Origin of the sequence: uncultured Gimesia sp., from assembly GCF_963976445.1 — a bacterium.
Taxonomy (GTDB): Bacteria; Planctomycetota; Planctomycetia; order Planctomycetales; family Planctomycetaceae; genus Gimesia.
Genome location: NZ_CAXBKP010000009.1, coordinates 126357 through 140935, shown reverse-complemented (window position 1 = coordinate 140935; position 14579 = coordinate 126357). Strand labels below are relative to the sequence as shown.

At 51.3% G+C, this 14579-nt stretch carries 13 protein-coding genes; 10 read left to right on the top strand and 3 right to left on the bottom strand.

All coding sequences use genetic code 11. From position 1 onward, the window contains the following. Positions 1–14: 14 nt before the first annotated feature. The 9 genes from AAC022_RS12305 (at position 15) to AAC022_RS12265 (ending at position 8832) form a co-directional block, all read left to right on the top strand. Positions 15–533: a hypothetical protein gene (locus AAC022_RS12305; RefSeq protein ID WP_339731282.1), complete on the top strand. Its 519-nt coding sequence runs from the start codon at positions 15–17 to the stop codon at positions 531–533. Positions 534–603: 70 nt separating this feature from the next. Continuing rightward, positions 604–2034 carry an aldehyde dehydrogenase EutE gene (locus tag AAC022_RS12300; RefSeq protein WP_339731280.1) on the top strand — a complete coding sequence of 477 codons (1431 nt, stop codon included), beginning with the start codon at positions 604–606 and terminating at the stop codon, positions 2032–2034. A 72-nt stretch (positions 2035–2106) separates the two neighbouring features. Next, entirely contained in the window at positions 2107–2364 is a 258-nt protein-coding gene (locus tag AAC022_RS12295; RefSeq protein ID WP_339731277.1) for a EutN/CcmL family microcompartment protein, read from the top strand. 34 nt (positions 2365–2398) lie between these two features. Then, on the top strand, positions 2399–3088 hold the full coding sequence (locus tag AAC022_RS12290) for a hypothetical protein (RefSeq protein WP_339731275.1): 690 nt from the start codon (positions 2399–2401) through the stop codon (positions 3086–3088). Positions 3089–3108: 20 nt separating this feature from the next. Continuing rightward, on the top strand, positions 3109–3390 hold the full coding sequence (locus AAC022_RS12285) for a EutN/CcmL family microcompartment protein (protein ID WP_339731273.1): 282 nt from the start codon (positions 3109–3111) through the stop codon (positions 3388–3390). 57 nt (positions 3391–3447) lie between these two features. Continuing rightward, positions 3448–4338 (top strand): class II aldolase/adducin family protein, encoded by an 891-nt coding sequence (locus AAC022_RS12280; protein ID WP_339731270.1) that lies wholly within the window; start codon positions 3448–3450, stop codon positions 4336–4338. A 64-nt stretch (positions 4339–4402) separates the two neighbouring features. Beyond that, entirely contained in the window at positions 4403–5329 is a 927-nt protein-coding gene (locus AAC022_RS12275; RefSeq protein ID WP_339731268.1) for a lactate/malate dehydrogenase family protein, read from the top strand. A 75-nt stretch (positions 5330–5404) separates the two neighbouring features. Continuing rightward, positions 5405–6622, top strand: a complete 1218-nt coding sequence (locus AAC022_RS12270; protein WP_339731266.1) for a hypothetical protein — start codon at positions 5405–5407, stop codon at positions 6620–6622. A 98-nt stretch (positions 6623–6720) separates the two neighbouring features. Continuing rightward, positions 6721–8832, top strand: coding sequence for a YfhO family protein (locus tag AAC022_RS12265; protein ID WP_339731263.1), 2112 nt, complete (start codon positions 6721–6723; stop codon positions 8830–8832). A 7-nt stretch (positions 8833–8839) separates the two neighbouring features. On the opposite strand, the gene AAC022_RS12260 is transcribed toward AAC022_RS12265, so the two are convergent. Beyond that, a complete protein-coding gene (locus tag AAC022_RS12260; protein WP_339731262.1) occupies positions 8840–9412 on the bottom strand; it encodes an FHA domain-containing protein in 573 nt (190 codons plus the stop codon). Positions 9413–9810: 398 nt separating this feature from the next. Between AAC022_RS12260 and AAC022_RS12255 the strand changes: the two genes are divergently transcribed. Further along, positions 9811–10299 (top strand): nuclear transport factor 2 family protein, encoded by a 489-nt coding sequence (locus tag AAC022_RS12255; protein WP_339731261.1) that lies wholly within the window; start codon positions 9811–9813, stop codon positions 10297–10299. A gap of 8 nt (positions 10300–10307) precedes the next feature. On the opposite strand, the gene AAC022_RS12250 is transcribed toward AAC022_RS12255, so the two are convergent. Both AAC022_RS12250 and AAC022_RS12245 read right to left on the bottom strand, forming a co-directional pair. After that, on the bottom strand, positions 10308–11618 hold the full coding sequence (locus AAC022_RS12250; protein WP_339731259.1) for a DUF58 domain-containing protein: 1311 nt from the start codon (positions 11616–11618) through the stop codon (positions 10308–10310). Next, positions 11615–12574: a MoxR family ATPase gene (locus AAC022_RS12245; RefSeq protein ID WP_339731257.1), complete on the bottom strand. Its 960-nt coding sequence runs from the start codon at positions 12572–12574 to the stop codon at positions 11615–11617. The genes AAC022_RS12250 and AAC022_RS12245 overlap by 4 nt, the downstream gene beginning before the upstream one ends. Positions 12575–14579: the final 2005 nt, after the last annotated feature.

Below are 14579 nucleotides of genomic sequence, written 5' to 3'. Positions count from 1 at the left end.
ACCGGAAGCATACGATGTCCAATCAACTACCACAGATTACTCCAGAGCAGCGTCTGATGATGATGACCGTCATCTGGCTGGCGTTGATCATGGGTGTCGTCACATTTGGGATTGTGGTTGGAATCATTGGCCTGAAAGATGCAGCTGATGGCGGTTTACCCGTTATCACTTACATCGGAATGGGAATGGCGGCGTTAATGCTGGTACTGCGAATGATTGTTCCGAATCTGGTTGCCCGCAATCAGTTTCATCAAACAATGCAAGCAGCACAGGCAGAGGGTAATCTGGACGAAAAACAGATGCTGGGAAACTTCTATCAGATCTTCATGGTCCGAATGATTCTCGGCATGGCATTACTGGAAGGTGCTGCGATGCTCAATCTGGTGGCTGTCCTGATTGAAAACCAGATGCTGGCCTTTGTACCGGTCGGCATTTTACTGCTGGTCATGATCGCTTCGGTACCAACGAAATCAAAACTGGACGGATGGATTCGCAACCAGATGGAAAACTATAACCTGGAACACCAAAACTGAATTTTGAAAGACTGAGACTGCTGCATTGAGGAGTTGCCTCAAAGCCAGACTGCTCGGGGAGAAATAGATTATGCAGACGACAGAAGATGCCATCCGCAGTGTCGTACAGGAAGTGTTATCACAACTCAATAATCGAGGCGGTTACGGTTCCGCTTCGTCCACACCACACCGTGATGGTGACTGGGGTGTCTTCAGCTCTGTCGATCAGGCTGTCGCAGCTGCCAATGATGCACAAAAACAACTGCTCAACTCCTCGCTGGAAGACCGGGCCAAGGCGCTCGAAATCGTGCGTCAGATCTGCGACTCACAGGCTGAAGAACTGGGGCGCATGGAATTGGAAGAGACAAAAATCGGTCGTCTCGATCACAAAATTGAAAAGCTCCAGTTAATCAAAAGTATTCCTGGCATGGAATTCATGAAGACGGAAGCCGTGTCTGGAGATAATGGAATCAGCATCACCGAATACGCCCCCTTCGGCGTGATCGGGGCGATTACTCCCGTCACACACAGCCTGCCAACTTTGGCCTGTAACTTTATCAACATGGTCGCATCCGGCAATACACTAGTCGTGAACCCGCATCCCGGCGGCGCGAAAATCGCCTGCGAAGGGGTACGACGTTTCAACCAGGCCATCTATCAGGCAACTGGCTTACAGAATCTGGTCACAATTTTGGGAACTCCCACACTGGAAACGGCCGACGCCATCTTCAATCATCGGGGCGTGCCTCTGTTGTGCGTTACCGGTGGTCCGGGTGTTGCCCGCGCTGCGTTGGCTGCTAAGAAACGTGCGATTGTCGCCGGTCCTGGTAACCCACCTGTCGTCGTCGATGAAACTGCTGACATCGACAACGCTGCCAAATCGATCATCATCGGAGCCGCCTACGATAACAACCTGTTATGCATCGGCGAAAAAGAAGTCTTCGCTGTCGAAAGTATCTTCAACGAACTGATGTCCGCTATGGGACGGCATGGCGGATATCAGTTGAATTCTCAGCAGGTCGCGCAACTGACATCGCTGGCATTCTCGCCTCCCACAGAACCGGGCGGACACGCTGTGCTCAACCGGGATCTGATTGGTAAGGACGCATCTGTCCTCGCCGGCTTGATCGGCGTCAGCGTCCCCGCAGGAACACAACTGCTTTACGGCGAAACCGATACGAACAACCCGTTCGTACCTGAAGAACAGATGATGCCTTTCGTTCCGTTTATTCGCTGCCGCAACGCAGACCACGGAATTGAACTGGCCAAAGAATTTGAACACGGATTCCGACACACCAGCATGATCCACTCACGTAATATTGAAACGATCACAAAAATGGGTCGCATCATGGATACCACGCTGTTCGTGCAGAATGGTCCTTGTGGAGCTGCTCTGGGCAACGGTGGAGAAGGTTATGGATCGTTCAGCATCGCGACTCCGACCGGTGAAGGAGTTACCAATCCAATGACATTCACACGCTTCCGTCGTTCCACGACAGTGGGGCATTTCAGAGTCATTTAATACAACAGAACGTTGACGGAACCGTAGTTCTGTCAACGCAGCAGCAGATTACCGTCTCAGGAATGAAATTCAATGTTGACAGGACGAGTCATAGGACGAGCAACCGCAACGGCAAAACATCCCAGTCTTGCCGGCTGGCGTTTATTGCTGGTGCAAACGCTCGATATCCAAGGCAACGCGGACGGATTTCCTGAGCTGGTCATCGACGAACTGGGGTGCGGCAAGGGTGATATCGTCCTGCTTACTTCAGACGGTGCCGAGGTCCGGAAAATGGTCGGTGCGAATAATACCCCCATTCGCTGGGCCACCATGGGTGTCATTGATCAGTAATAATCGATTCCAGAATAAAGTGAATCACAACGTTATGCAGTTTTCTGAAGAGTTAGTCAATCAGGTTGTCGCCAACGTTTTGTCGACCCTTTCCCGACAGGGGCAGGGCGGACAAACAACGGCTAGCGTACCACCTGTGACAACGCCTAACACTTCAGTTGTCTTATCAGAGAAAGTCATCACTGCGGATCTGCTGGCAGAAAAAGCCAAAGGCCAATCGGCTGTCGGCATCGCTGCGGGATCACTGCTGACGCCTTCTGCAAAAGATTATCTGCGAGAATTTAAAATCGACGTACATCGCGCCACTTCGACTGCTGCTCCTCAAAAAGGGCAGGGGTCTCCCTGGCGGGCAATTGTACTTTCTAATTCCATTGCCGTCGAAAACGCGCTGACAACAATCGAACAACAGACCGGTGCACGCTGGTCACAGGAACTGAGTTCTTCACTGGAAGATTCCGTCAAGGAAGCGATCAGTAGTTTATGCCGTGCCGATGCAGCAGGAGTCGTTCTGTTTGCATCAGCAGCTGAGAAAGCAGCCTGCCTGGCGAATCGGAATCAAAAAGTTTGTGCCGCCGCCATTCAGGATGTGAACCATTTAAGAACCGTCGTCGCACAAATGAGCCCGAATCTGATTTGTGTGAATCCAGAACAGAAATCGTTCATGGAACTGAGAAATTTGATGAAGACCTTTGTCAACGCAGGCGTTCCCACAAAGGGAAACTAATCTGCTTTAGGAAATGAATTATGAAAATCGCAGAAGTAATCGGAAAAGTGACGCTTTCACGCAAGCATCCCAGTCTGGATGCCGCCCGATGGCTGATTGCGATTCCCTTAAAGAGTGATGAACTCAATAGCAAAAAAAAGAAGAAAACGGAACCGTTTATCATTTACGACGAGTTGGGTGCTTCACCAGGCTGCCAGATTGCAGTCAGCGAAGGAGCAGAAGCAGCCGCTCCCTTTCACCCTGATGTAAAACCGATTGACGCCTATGTGTCAGCGATTCTGGATCAGGTCGAAGTTTACTAGTCGAATCACAATAACTGAAAACACCAATTTTTTAAATTTACGTTTGGAGTCAAAACAATGTCAAATCAATGGAACAGTGGAATTCACGACCGGAATCTGAAAGAAGAGATCTGCGAAATCGGACGTCGCGTTTACAATAAAGGATTTGCAGCGGCCAACGACGGAAACATCTCGATTCGTGTCGGCGAAAACGAAGTCCTCTGCTCACCTACCATGATCTGCAAAGGCTTCATGAAACCCGAAGATATCTGTGCTGTCGACCTCGACGGAAACCAGATTGCCGGTACCCGTAAACGGACCAGCGAAATCCTGTTGCACTTGGCGATCATGAAAGAACGCCCCGATGTCAAATCCGTTGTGCATTGCCACCCGCCACACGCAACCGCCTTCGCTGTTGCCCGCGAGCCAATTCCACAGTGCGTGCTGCCTGAAGTCGAAGTCTTCATGGGTGAAGTTCCGATGGCACCCTACGAAACACCGGGCGGACAGAAGTTCGCCGACACCGTGGTACCATTCCTTAAAGGGGGCACCAACACGATTATCCTGACAGGACACGGAACCGTCACCTTCGGCAAGTCTGTCGAAGACGCTTACTGGAAAACGGAAATCCTGGATGCGTACTGCAAAATCCTGTTATTGTCTAAGCAAATGGGACGCGTCAGCTACTTCACTGAAACCGAAACACGTGAACTGCTCGACCTGAAGAAGAAGCTCGGCTTCGATGACCCTCGCTTCCACGTGGAAGACTGTGACCTGTGTGGAAACAGTGCCTTCCGCGACGGATACAAAGAAGGAATCCCACAGCAGAAATCATTTGAACCTGCTCCCAGCTATCCGGGATACCTGCAGAAACCATCGACCGAAGCGGCTCCCGCTGCCAATGGTGCTACTTCTGAGGAGTTGATCAAAGCGATCACAGCACAGGTTATGTCAGCACTGGGTAAATAATTCGCAGGTCGACTGAATTACAATTCACACACACATTACATCGTCATATAGAAAAGATTTGATCATGAATGTCAGTATTATTGGTGGAGGTGGACTCGTAGGTTCCTGTGCCGCCTTCGCATTACAGGCCGGAGGCATCGTCCGGGAAATCGCGTTGGTTGACGTCAACCAGGATCTGGTCGAAGGCCAGGCTCTGGACTTGTTGCACGGCAGCTCACTCACCGCCGACCAGAAGATTTACGCAGGCGGAACCGAACTGGTGAAAGACAGCGACGTGATCGTGATCACCGCCGGTCTGCGACGCAAACCCGAAGAAAGCCGCTTGGATTTGATCAACCGCAATGTCGAGTTGTTCAAAGGCATTCTGGCAGACGTCAAACGCGTGGGCACAAAACCAGGGGCGATTGTATTCGTCGTTTCGAATCCCGTTGACGTGTTGACTTATCTGGCCATGAAAGAACTCGGACTGCCACCACAACAGGTGATTGGTCTCGGTACCGTACTCGATACCACCCGACTCCGCAGCATGCTCGCTGCCCGTCTGGATGTGCCACCGACTCAGGTTTCAACTCTGATTCTTGGCGAACACGGTGACAGCATGGTTCCGATCTGGTCGGCCGCGCAAGTTGGTGGTCTGCCACTGGACAAGTTCCCCGGCTCCACTCCTTCTCTGATTGCCGAAGTCGAAAAGAAGACTCGTGGTAGTGGAGCGGAAGTCATCAAGAAAAAAGGGGGAGCCGGTTTCGCGGTCGGCGTCAGCATCGCGGATGTCGTGCACTGCATCGCCCTTGATCAACGTCGAATTCTGCCGGTTTCTTCTCTGCAGAATGGTGCCTTCGGTTTGCAGGATGTCTGCATCTCCGTACCAACCGTCATGGGTCGTTCTGGTGTCGTCAAACATCTGGAAATTGAACTCTGGCCGAAAGAACAACTGGCGCTGACTCAGTCAGGCAAAGTGCTCCGAGAAACTCTCGATAAAGTACTCGGCTGATCTCAAGCGGTCTACCGTCGGTAATTTTTAAGTGCGTTCAGCCTCTATTGCGTTTTGATTTGAAATGATTGTCTGATGGAAAAATCACTTGATCGAAAAATCCAATCGATCCACGCTGACCCCAGCGGCTCGAAAGAGTTTATCATCGCCGATGCCAAGGATGCCGACATGGCGTTTGGCATTGGTGCTCCCGGCTTGTCGCCCGAGCGGCACGACCAGGAACTCAAATACAAAACGCTGGCTGAATACCGAGAACAAATTCGTGAAGTCATCCAGCAGGAAGTGGTCGACATCGTTTTGATGTCTGCCAGCACCAGTGAAAAACTGACGATTGACGAACGCCTGTTCGACAATTCGCCCATCACACCCGCAGCCCGCGCCAATGATACGACTGACGTGCATATTCCTCGCGGCGGCAGAATTCATATCCCGGCGGCCAAGCCGTTTCGCTCGGCCAGCCTGGATCATATTCAATGTGGACATCTCGACTGTAAACCCGAAGAGCGGGTCTATGGGGCCGACCTCGGTTTGTATTCGGTCACGTTCAACAACAATCTCGAAGATGATCTCGAAACGTTAGAACGCTATAAAGAATTCCGGGAAGAAGCCGAACGCAAAAAGTTCCGTCACTTCCTGGAAATCTTTGATCCCAACACCAGCAACGCCGTCGCCGCGGACACCGCACCCGGATTTATTAACGACTTGATTGCCCGCACACTGGCTGGCGTCGCCTCAGCAGGACGGCCTACCTTTTTGAAGATGGTTTATCATGGACCGCGGGCGATGGAAGAACTCGTCGCCTACGATCCGCATTTGATTGTCGGAATTTTGGGTGGTTCAGCGGGAACCACACTCGATGCGTTCCAGTTAATCTACGATGCCCGAAAATATGGCGCACGCGTGGCACTGTTTGGTCGCAAGATTAATCAAGCCGAGCACCAGCTGGCGTTCATTCAATTCTTAAGGTTTCTCGTCGAAGACAAAATCCAACCAGTCGAAGCCGTCAAAGCCTATCACGGCGTGCTGCAGGAACTGGGAATCAAACCGACGCGAAGTCTGGATGTCGATCTGACTTATCAAACCGCTGTGATGAGTTATGGTGGCGAAGACGGCAAAACTTTCAGTTTCCCGCCAAAGAATGCAAATGGGAAACCGGCGGCAATAACATCCGGCAAAACAGCCTCGACCAAGCCTGCAACCACCGGAAACGGAGCGCCTGATTTTGCTTCCATGAATTCCGAACAACGACTGGCCTACCATCAGGATCGCCTGAACCGCATGTTTGGTGAATAAGTTCCGCGTCCTGTGTGTTGAGACATCAGAGCGGGCGGCTTAGAATACACGTTCTATATTCAGCCGTCTTCCATTTTGTCAGCACAAGGTCCAGTCGCTTGAGTCATCCCTCAAAGAAGAGCAAGAAGAAAACTGATTCGCGTCAGCCGGAAGTATCTCCCACCCCGAGTACATCTTTGTTCGCCGGATTGATTCTGGTCGCTGCGGTCGGCTTGACCTGGATCTTCTGGGGCGGCCTCTGGTCTGGAGGCGGTTTGATCGGCGGCGACCTTTACACCTATTTCTTTCCGCAAAAAACATTCTTTGCCGAGCGTCTGCAGGCGGGGGAATTTCCGCTCTGGAATTCCAACATCGGCCACGGTTTCCCCTTAGTCGCCGAAAGCCAAACGGGTGCCTTTTATCCGTTCAACTATTTCGCCTACCGCTTTCTCCCCGTGAATGCGGCTTATAACGTCGTCCAGGTTCTGCACTACATCATGGCGTTTGTCTTCACGGCAATGTATGTAAAGCGGCTCGGATACACGCTAATCGCGGCACTGTTTGCCGGTCTCGTTTACACCTACGGCTGGTTTCCCTCGCGAATCTGTCTGGAATGGGCCATCATCGGCGGTGCCTGGCTGCCACTGACACTCTGGTGCGTGGAATCGTTTTTTCAGACCCGGCTCTGGCGGTATCCGATTCTGCTTTGCTTCGCGCTCGCGATGCAGATCCTGCCGGGCCATTTCAATCTAGCGTTCATTACACAACTCATGTTACTCGTCTATATTCCCGCTCGCATCTGGTTCAGCCGCGATGCAGCAACCGATCAGCTCAAACCGTATCGACGGTCGACCGTTATCCTGTTACTGCTGGCTTTGAGCGCCGCCTATGGTCTCTCGGCAGTGCAATTGGGGCCGACCTGGGAATTGAAACAGTTAAGCCAACGGGCCGAAGTAGGAGAACGATCCCACCAACCCGGCTACGGTCATATTCCCGTCTGGTATCTATCACAAGTTGTTGCCCCCTGGGCCTGGTATCCATACGAAGTCAACCTTGACGCGGGCCTTGCCCCGGGCTCCGATGCCACTAATCAGGTCGAAGCACACCTTTATTTCGGCATCGCTGCTGTGCTGCTGTTAATCTTCGGCACATGGCGCAAAGCCTGGACCGGTGATCGCAGACTCGTGCTGCTGGCGGTCATCGGATTTTTGGCGTTGCTCTACACGCCCGGCTGGTTTCTGCCGCTGACAAAACATCTGCCCGGATTCAGCTTTTTCACCGGCCCCGGACGTTATGGTATTGTGACTACATTCGCCGTCGCCGTTATCGCTGGCGTCTGTCTGGAACGACTGGTCAAGAACTGGAATAAGACAATCCAACTGGTACTCGTCGCACTCGTCTGTCTGTTTACGATCGCCGATTTCTGGGTAGTCAGCCGTTATGTAACGTACGCTGCCATCGTTCCCAACCCACCCATCAATCAGGTTGATAAAAGTGCCTTAAGAAAAATTGTAAAAGAATATGGTAAACCCGTGCGACTCTTTGCCCCGGGAGCCAACCTGCCTACATTGATCGGCGTGTCGTCCACCCCCGTGTATCTGGGTATTGGCCCCGAGCAGTATTTCGATCCTAAACTAACAATGCCCCAACCGCTGCCGTTTAAAGAACCAGCAACTCCGGAACAGATTGAATGGCTTCGCAAAGCCGGGGTCACGCATATCCTCAGCCAGCACAAACTGGATCTGAATCGATGGCCCGTTAAACCGGTCTGGAGCGACTTCGACGCAGTGATCAATCCTGCCTGGGGCCGCTTTGATGAACCGCTTTACTTCTATGAGTTGGAAGGTACCCGCGGCCGGCTCGCCTGGACGCAACCAGAAACCAATCAGTCGGCAACCATCAAAGTGTACCGGGCAAATGAAATCATCATTGAAGCGGACACGCCCACCGAAGATACGTTAATCCTAACCGACTTGTATTATCCTGGCTGGAAAGTCTACGTGGATGGTCTGCCCGCAGAGAGCGAACTGATCGAAGGCATGTACCGAGGCGTTAAGATTCCCGCGGGGAAACACGAAGTGATCTGGACCTATCAGTCAGGCTGGTTTTTGATCGGCGGGATTGTCAGCTGCATAACGCTGTTGCTGCTGATGACGACGGCACACTTCCGATTCTGGAATCCAATCCTGACTCAAATGAAAAGTCGGACGGTGGAAATCAAGCCAGATTGAACGCGCTCTAGGTAGAGCTAAACTCGATGTGCGAGCCGGAGCCTTCGAAGTTATGACTGTCCGAATAATTTTCTTCGTCGTCTTCGTCTTCGGCCTGTTCCAGTTCGTCGCTGGGCAGAATTTCGTTGACGCTCACGTTTTGCCCGCTGTCTGAAATGGCAACCGGAAATTGCTGTGAAATATCAACGTCCTTCGTCGGCTTTTTGAAGTGCTGCACCGAAGGCGCTTTGGTAGGAGCATCGTCACCAGCGGGCGCGTTGTCAGCCGAGTCAGGCTTCTTCTGGGAATCAGCGCCAATATTTTGCAGATGATAGGCGACGTTGCCGATTTTCAACTCGTCATTCAGCTTCAGCCAGGCCTGCTGATCTATTTGTTTCCCATTGAGGAAAACACCATTCATACTTCCCAGATCACGGACCACCGGGCGGTCATTAACAATCGCCAGACAGCAATGTTTACGCGAAATTTTGGGGCTGTCCGTAATAACAATATCGCAGTCCGGATGGCGTCCAACAAGAATGATTGCCTTATCAAGTACGATCGGGCGACCTTGATTCACAGGGACTAAACAAACTGCCATAGAGGACTCCAGTACGAAACGGTAGCAAACTTAATGAATTTTCATTATACGGCTGGCCCTGTAGCAAGTAAAAGAAAAAAGTCAGCGGTCAGAGAAGAGTCAAAGAAATCCAAACACGAACCCGCATAGATTACGCGGTTTTTGAGTTTATGAATTCTTTATAAATATCGGTTACGACTGGATATGCACTCGATCATCTCCAGCCACTTCCCGATAATTACAGTGAGAAAACGCAAAACCCGCAAACCTGCATCACCCGATTTCGACATAGACACTATCTCCTACAACCAGTACCGTTAGCACAACCCGAACCTTAGTACATGCTCGAGCGTTGTCTTCAAGTCTCGCGCAACACTCGGCCAGTCGCTCATACTCAAAATCAGAAGGAAGAATCCGAAATGAAGTTACAACTTATCTGCGCCGCGATGATCGTATTTTCTGCCGTCAGTTTCAATTGCCAGAAGACAGCCTCTGCAAGCGAGCAGGATCAAGCAGAAGTGTGCGCAGCCGCGCAGCAATTCTACACCGCGCTTAATCAGTTGTTTACAGGCGAAGTGGCTTGCATGAAAGAAGTCTGGTCACATCAGGATGATGTCACTTTCATGGGACCAGACGGCAGCTATCTGCATGGCTGGAAACCAGTCTTAGCCGAATGGGAAAAAACTGCTGCTCTCAAACTAGGCGGTAAAGTTGAGCCGACGGAGATGCGAATCATCGCTGGAGAGGAAATTGCGGTCCTCACTAACTATGAAATCGGACAAAACATTGGACCGGATGGAAAAGTAGAAAAAGTCAAAATCCGCGCGACGAGCACCTTTCGAAAAGAAAATGGAGAATGGAAAATGATCGGACACCACACCGACCTGCTTCCCTTTCTGACAAAGTAATCGACTGACTAAAGCAGTTGCCGCGCTTTGATGTCCAGGTAGCGACTGATGAGATTTACCGACAGATTTTCCGGCAGCGTATCCAATACCAACAGGCCTGATTTTTGCAGTGACGCGATTTGCGTGGTTTGTGTCGCCACGATATCCGCGGCAGCGGCAATCTGAAAGGCCTCGCGGTCCGTCTCCGGAATCGCATTCATCCGATTCTGTAATGGCACGTTTCGCAGGAAAGCAGACAGCACCAAATGCGGCCAGCGCATCAATCGCAGTGAATCGCTGAGGTGACTCAGATGTACTTCATCCAGGGCATGCGTCAATACGACAACCAGCGAACGTTTGCGATAACGGAGCTGAAGTTGTTCGGACATCAGCCGATAATCAGAGGCTTCATAAACCGGCTCCAGATCGTAAACTTGTCGGATGAGTTTTTGAATCGAACCGGCGCCGCGAATCGGAGGCACCCAGCGTTCGACCTTGTTCGAACAGGCCATCAGAGAAACCGTATCTCCCTGCCGAAGTGCAATATAGCTAAGCAAGATTGCCGCGTTTAAGGCCCGATCAAAGTGCGTCACGCCCTCTGCCTCATTGCACATTGAGCGTCCGCAGTCGATCAGAATAATGATGTTCTGATTTTTTTCGACGACGTACTCACGACTGATTAACTCTTGATGTCGTGACGTTGCTTTCCAGTCGATACTGCGAAATTCATCACCCCGTCGATACTCCCGCAACCGGTCGAATTCCGTTCCGCGCCCTTTTAAACGTGAGAGACGGATTCCTGTCTCTGCCAGACGATTGCGGCGGGCCAATAGCTCAACGCCATGCACGGCTTTGATATCTGGATAGATGCGTACTTCCTGATGAAGATCCCGCTCATCATACACCGTCCACAGCCTCAACCTGCTCCGCATCTGCAGAAAGACTCGACGAAACCGGTTTTTCCCACGATGTAATGGTTCTACATGATAAATGCTGTAATGATGCTTATTCGGTATCAGCTCGATATCAAATGGAAGATCGGAATAATGACAGGGTAACGGCGGCTCGTCATGCACGTGAATCAGCAGTGGAACAGGACCTCGATTCGTGAACCAAAGCTTAACGCTGTTCGGCGTGCCGACACTGAGTACATCTTTCACATCACGGTGAACTTCAATCGCCAGCAGAGAAGGCGTGATCACCAGATCCACCAGCGACAGCAGAAAGACTCCCAGACAGATCAGGATACCGGCCTGACTGGCTTCAGCCCAGACGGTTCCCAACGCAAATGGAACCATGGCGGCTGCAAATAGAAACAGTAACGGAAGTCGCGGCATCATTGGCGAGGTGCCTCGACACTTTCCAGAATATCGCGAATCACATCGTCGACATTCATGCCCTCAATTTCCGCTTCGGGATGCAGGCGAATCCGATGGCGCAGAACTGGCAGCGCCAGATCTTTGACATCATCGGGGACCACAAAATCACGCCCCTGGCAGGCCGCCATCACGCGCGAACCGATCAGCAGATTCACGCTGGCACGGGGACTCGCCCCGACTTCAATCGTATGCCAGCTGCGGGTCCGTGAAACAATCGAAGTGATGTATTGAATGATCGAAGGTTCGATAATAATTTCGGTGGCTCGTTTCTGAATCCCCAGAATGATTTCCGTATTCAGGACAGGCTGCATACCAAAACTGTTCAGATCGCGGTTATCCTTGCCTGACGCGTACAAATCAAGGATCGCGTTTTCCTGATCCTGTGTCGGGTAATCCACCATCAGCTTGAACATGAATCGATCCAGTTGCGCTTCCGGCAGGGGGTATGTCCCTTCCTGTTCTAACGGATTCTGCGTGGCGATTGTGATGAAGGGACGCTGGAGTGGATAGGTTTTTCCATCGACGGAAACCTGATGTTCCTGCATCGCTTCCAGCAATGCCGACTGCGTTTTGGCGGGAGCCCGGTTCACTTCATCTGCCAGCAGCAGGTTGGTAAATAACGGCCCCTGATTAAAGGTAAACGTTTTTTCGTGCATGTCATACACGGAATGTCCGGTGATATCCGACGGCATCAGGTCGGGGGTAAATTGGATGCGACGAAACTGGCTCGACAGCACGTGGCTAAGTGCATTCACCAACAGCGTTTTCCCTAATCCGGGCACGCCTTCGATTAATACGTTCCCTTCACAGAATAAAGCAATCAAAACTCGTTCTACCAGATCTTCCTGACCCATGAGAACTTTTCCCACTTCGGTCAGCGAGCGTTGATAGTAATCTTCAATTTGAGAAACATCCATGAATGAACCGTAACCCTGACTGTCTATCTGAAAGTATGTAAATCAAACACGATCCGGAACTGATGTTCCCTGAGGCGTTTATTCTAAATCTAATCCGGTTCGAATTTCGAGCTACTCAGTCAAGAACTGGCAGGTTTTTTCAAATTGTCTGATATCAACCAGAGCCACACACAATCGGGTCGGAGCAGAGATAACTTCCCCCGGCTCCCTACCTGCGAGCATAATCGAACCTGACACGCTGCTCTGACTCCTCAAGTTCACCTGACCAGATTGAGTATTGACTGAAAATAATCCCCTTGACGCCAACCCGACGTTCGCCATGATTTACCCCGTTGTGTGTCGCGCGCGTGGGCACTACTGGTTCAGCTGAAGAACCGGAACCGCTGAAAAAAGCGGCACTACAAAACTCCCTCGTTTCAGCCAGATTTAACAAATACCTGCCTCTCAAAGTGATGCGGGTCGACACACACGGCCACACAGCCGCCCCCCTGCCAACCAGCCCCACCACAGCCCTAACACACATCTGCACTCCCTCGCCCACCAATTTGCGTCGCTCTCCCTTGACCGCCCCACGCACATCCTGAAAATAGTCCACAATCAATCGAACAGCAAACAGTCTCCAAGAAAACAAACCAACAAGCAGACTCAAAACCAATTCGGGCCGAGCACAGCCAGCAGGAATCTTCAGAGCAAACAAACAAACCAGCATCACATCATCCCTAAAAACAACATTCCATGTGGCACGGTTGGCTTGCCAACAGTGATCGAGCAACCAGTATCAACAACGAGACCAGGTGCCCCAGCAATCGAAAACCCACCCCACCATGAGCGGCACGGCGCCAGCCGCCGTTTCCATCCCACCAAGAAAAACAGACTCCCACGTAAGACAAATCCTACCAGATAGCACCTCCCCCACGCAGATGAACATCCCGCACTGAAATCCACAATCACAGGAGAAGCAGATACGCCATTTCGGGGTCTGACCGCTTTTATGATCCAAACGCTGGCCCTGCGGGCTGACACATGGATCAGCCCCTACGGCAACACACATTGGTAAGGTAATTCAGGTGTTAGATGAGCACTGTCGGACAAGCCGAACAGTAGCACACTCCAGTCGGATCTGAATTCGATATTCTGATTTTTTCTTGTATTTACTACCACGAAATTCACGAAAACACACGAAACAAGGGATAGTCCAGATGCAATCCGGGCCGAGCGCAGTGAGCAGGATATGAACCGAGCGACAAGCAAACCCAGTCCCCGATTTCCCATCAGAATAGTAGGGCGCGGCCCTATGTGGCCGCCCGCAGTATCGACGTAATTTTTGTAAGCCCCAACGAACGTTTTACTGGAAACAAAATTGGCTTTTCGTGCCCTTTCGTGTTTTTCGTGGTAGCAAAAAACAAACCAGATCACGGTAGCTTGTGGCACTGTTGGTTCGTCAACAGTGTTCAAACAATGGAAAGCCCCCCTATCAGCCGTACGGCGTTAGCCGCGGTTTTCCTCCCAGACTGAATCACAATCGCAGGTGAAGCAGAAAGACCACATCGGGGGTTTGGTTCCTTTTCTGATCTCTGCATGCTGACACATGAGCCAGCACCTGCAGCATCACACATTGGTAAAGGATTCAGGTGTTAGATGAGCACTGTCGAACAAGCCGATCAGTAGCACACGCCAGAGAAATCAAGATTCGGAATTCTGATCTTTTCATATATTTCATACCACGAAACGTACCTACCATGAGCGGATCGGCGCTAGCCGCCGGTTTCGTCCACCAGGAAAAGACAATCTCCAAAGTAAAACAAACCCTACCAGCTAACAATACAGAAACGTAATAGGAGGTCAGGTCCAGAATCATTGAGACCAGACTCCTTCCTCCATCGGGACTTGCCGCCGACAAGTCACTTCTCAGGTCGCTTTCGCTTACCGGTTGACAGTGTCAGGTCTTGCCCTTGCACGTCATGCCTGACGCACGTAAAAAAAGGCCTCCCTGTTTGGGGAGGCC

Coding starts and splice junctions, on each gene's coding strand:
- AAC022_RS12305 (WP_339731282.1), top strand. CDS start 15: ATGTCCAATCAACTACCACAGATTACTCCAGAGCAGCGTCTGATGATG.
- AAC022_RS12300 (WP_339731280.1), top strand. CDS start 604: ATGCAGACGACAGAAGATGCCATCCGCAGTGTCGTACAGGAAGTGTTA.
- AAC022_RS12295 (WP_339731277.1), top strand. CDS start 2,107: ATGTTGACAGGACGAGTCATAGGACGAGCAACCGCAACGGCAAAACAT.
- AAC022_RS12290 (WP_339731275.1), top strand. CDS start 2,399: ATGCAGTTTTCTGAAGAGTTAGTCAATCAGGTTGTCGCCAACGTTTTG.
- AAC022_RS12285 (WP_339731273.1), top strand. CDS start 3,109: ATGAAAATCGCAGAAGTAATCGGAAAAGTGACGCTTTCACGCAAGCAT.
- AAC022_RS12280 (WP_339731270.1), top strand. CDS start 3,448: ATGTCAAATCAATGGAACAGTGGAATTCACGACCGGAATCTGAAAGAA.
- AAC022_RS12275 (WP_339731268.1), top strand. CDS start 4,403: ATGAATGTCAGTATTATTGGTGGAGGTGGACTCGTAGGTTCCTGTGCC.
- AAC022_RS12270 (WP_339731266.1), top strand. CDS start 5,405: ATGGAAAAATCACTTGATCGAAAAATCCAATCGATCCACGCTGACCCC.
- AAC022_RS12260 (WP_339731262.1), bottom strand. CDS start 9,412: ATGGCAGTTTGTTTAGTCCCTGTGAATCAAGGTCGCCCGATCGTACTT.
- AAC022_RS12255 (WP_339731261.1), top strand. CDS start 9,811: ATGAAGTTACAACTTATCTGCGCCGCGATGATCGTATTTTCTGCCGTC.
- AAC022_RS12250 (WP_339731259.1), bottom strand. CDS start 11,618: ATGATGCCGCGACTTCCGTTACTGTTTCTATTTGCAGCCGCCATGGTT.
- AAC022_RS12245 (WP_339731257.1), bottom strand. CDS start 12,574: ATGGATGTTTCTCAAATTGAAGATTACTATCAACGCTCGCTGACCGAA.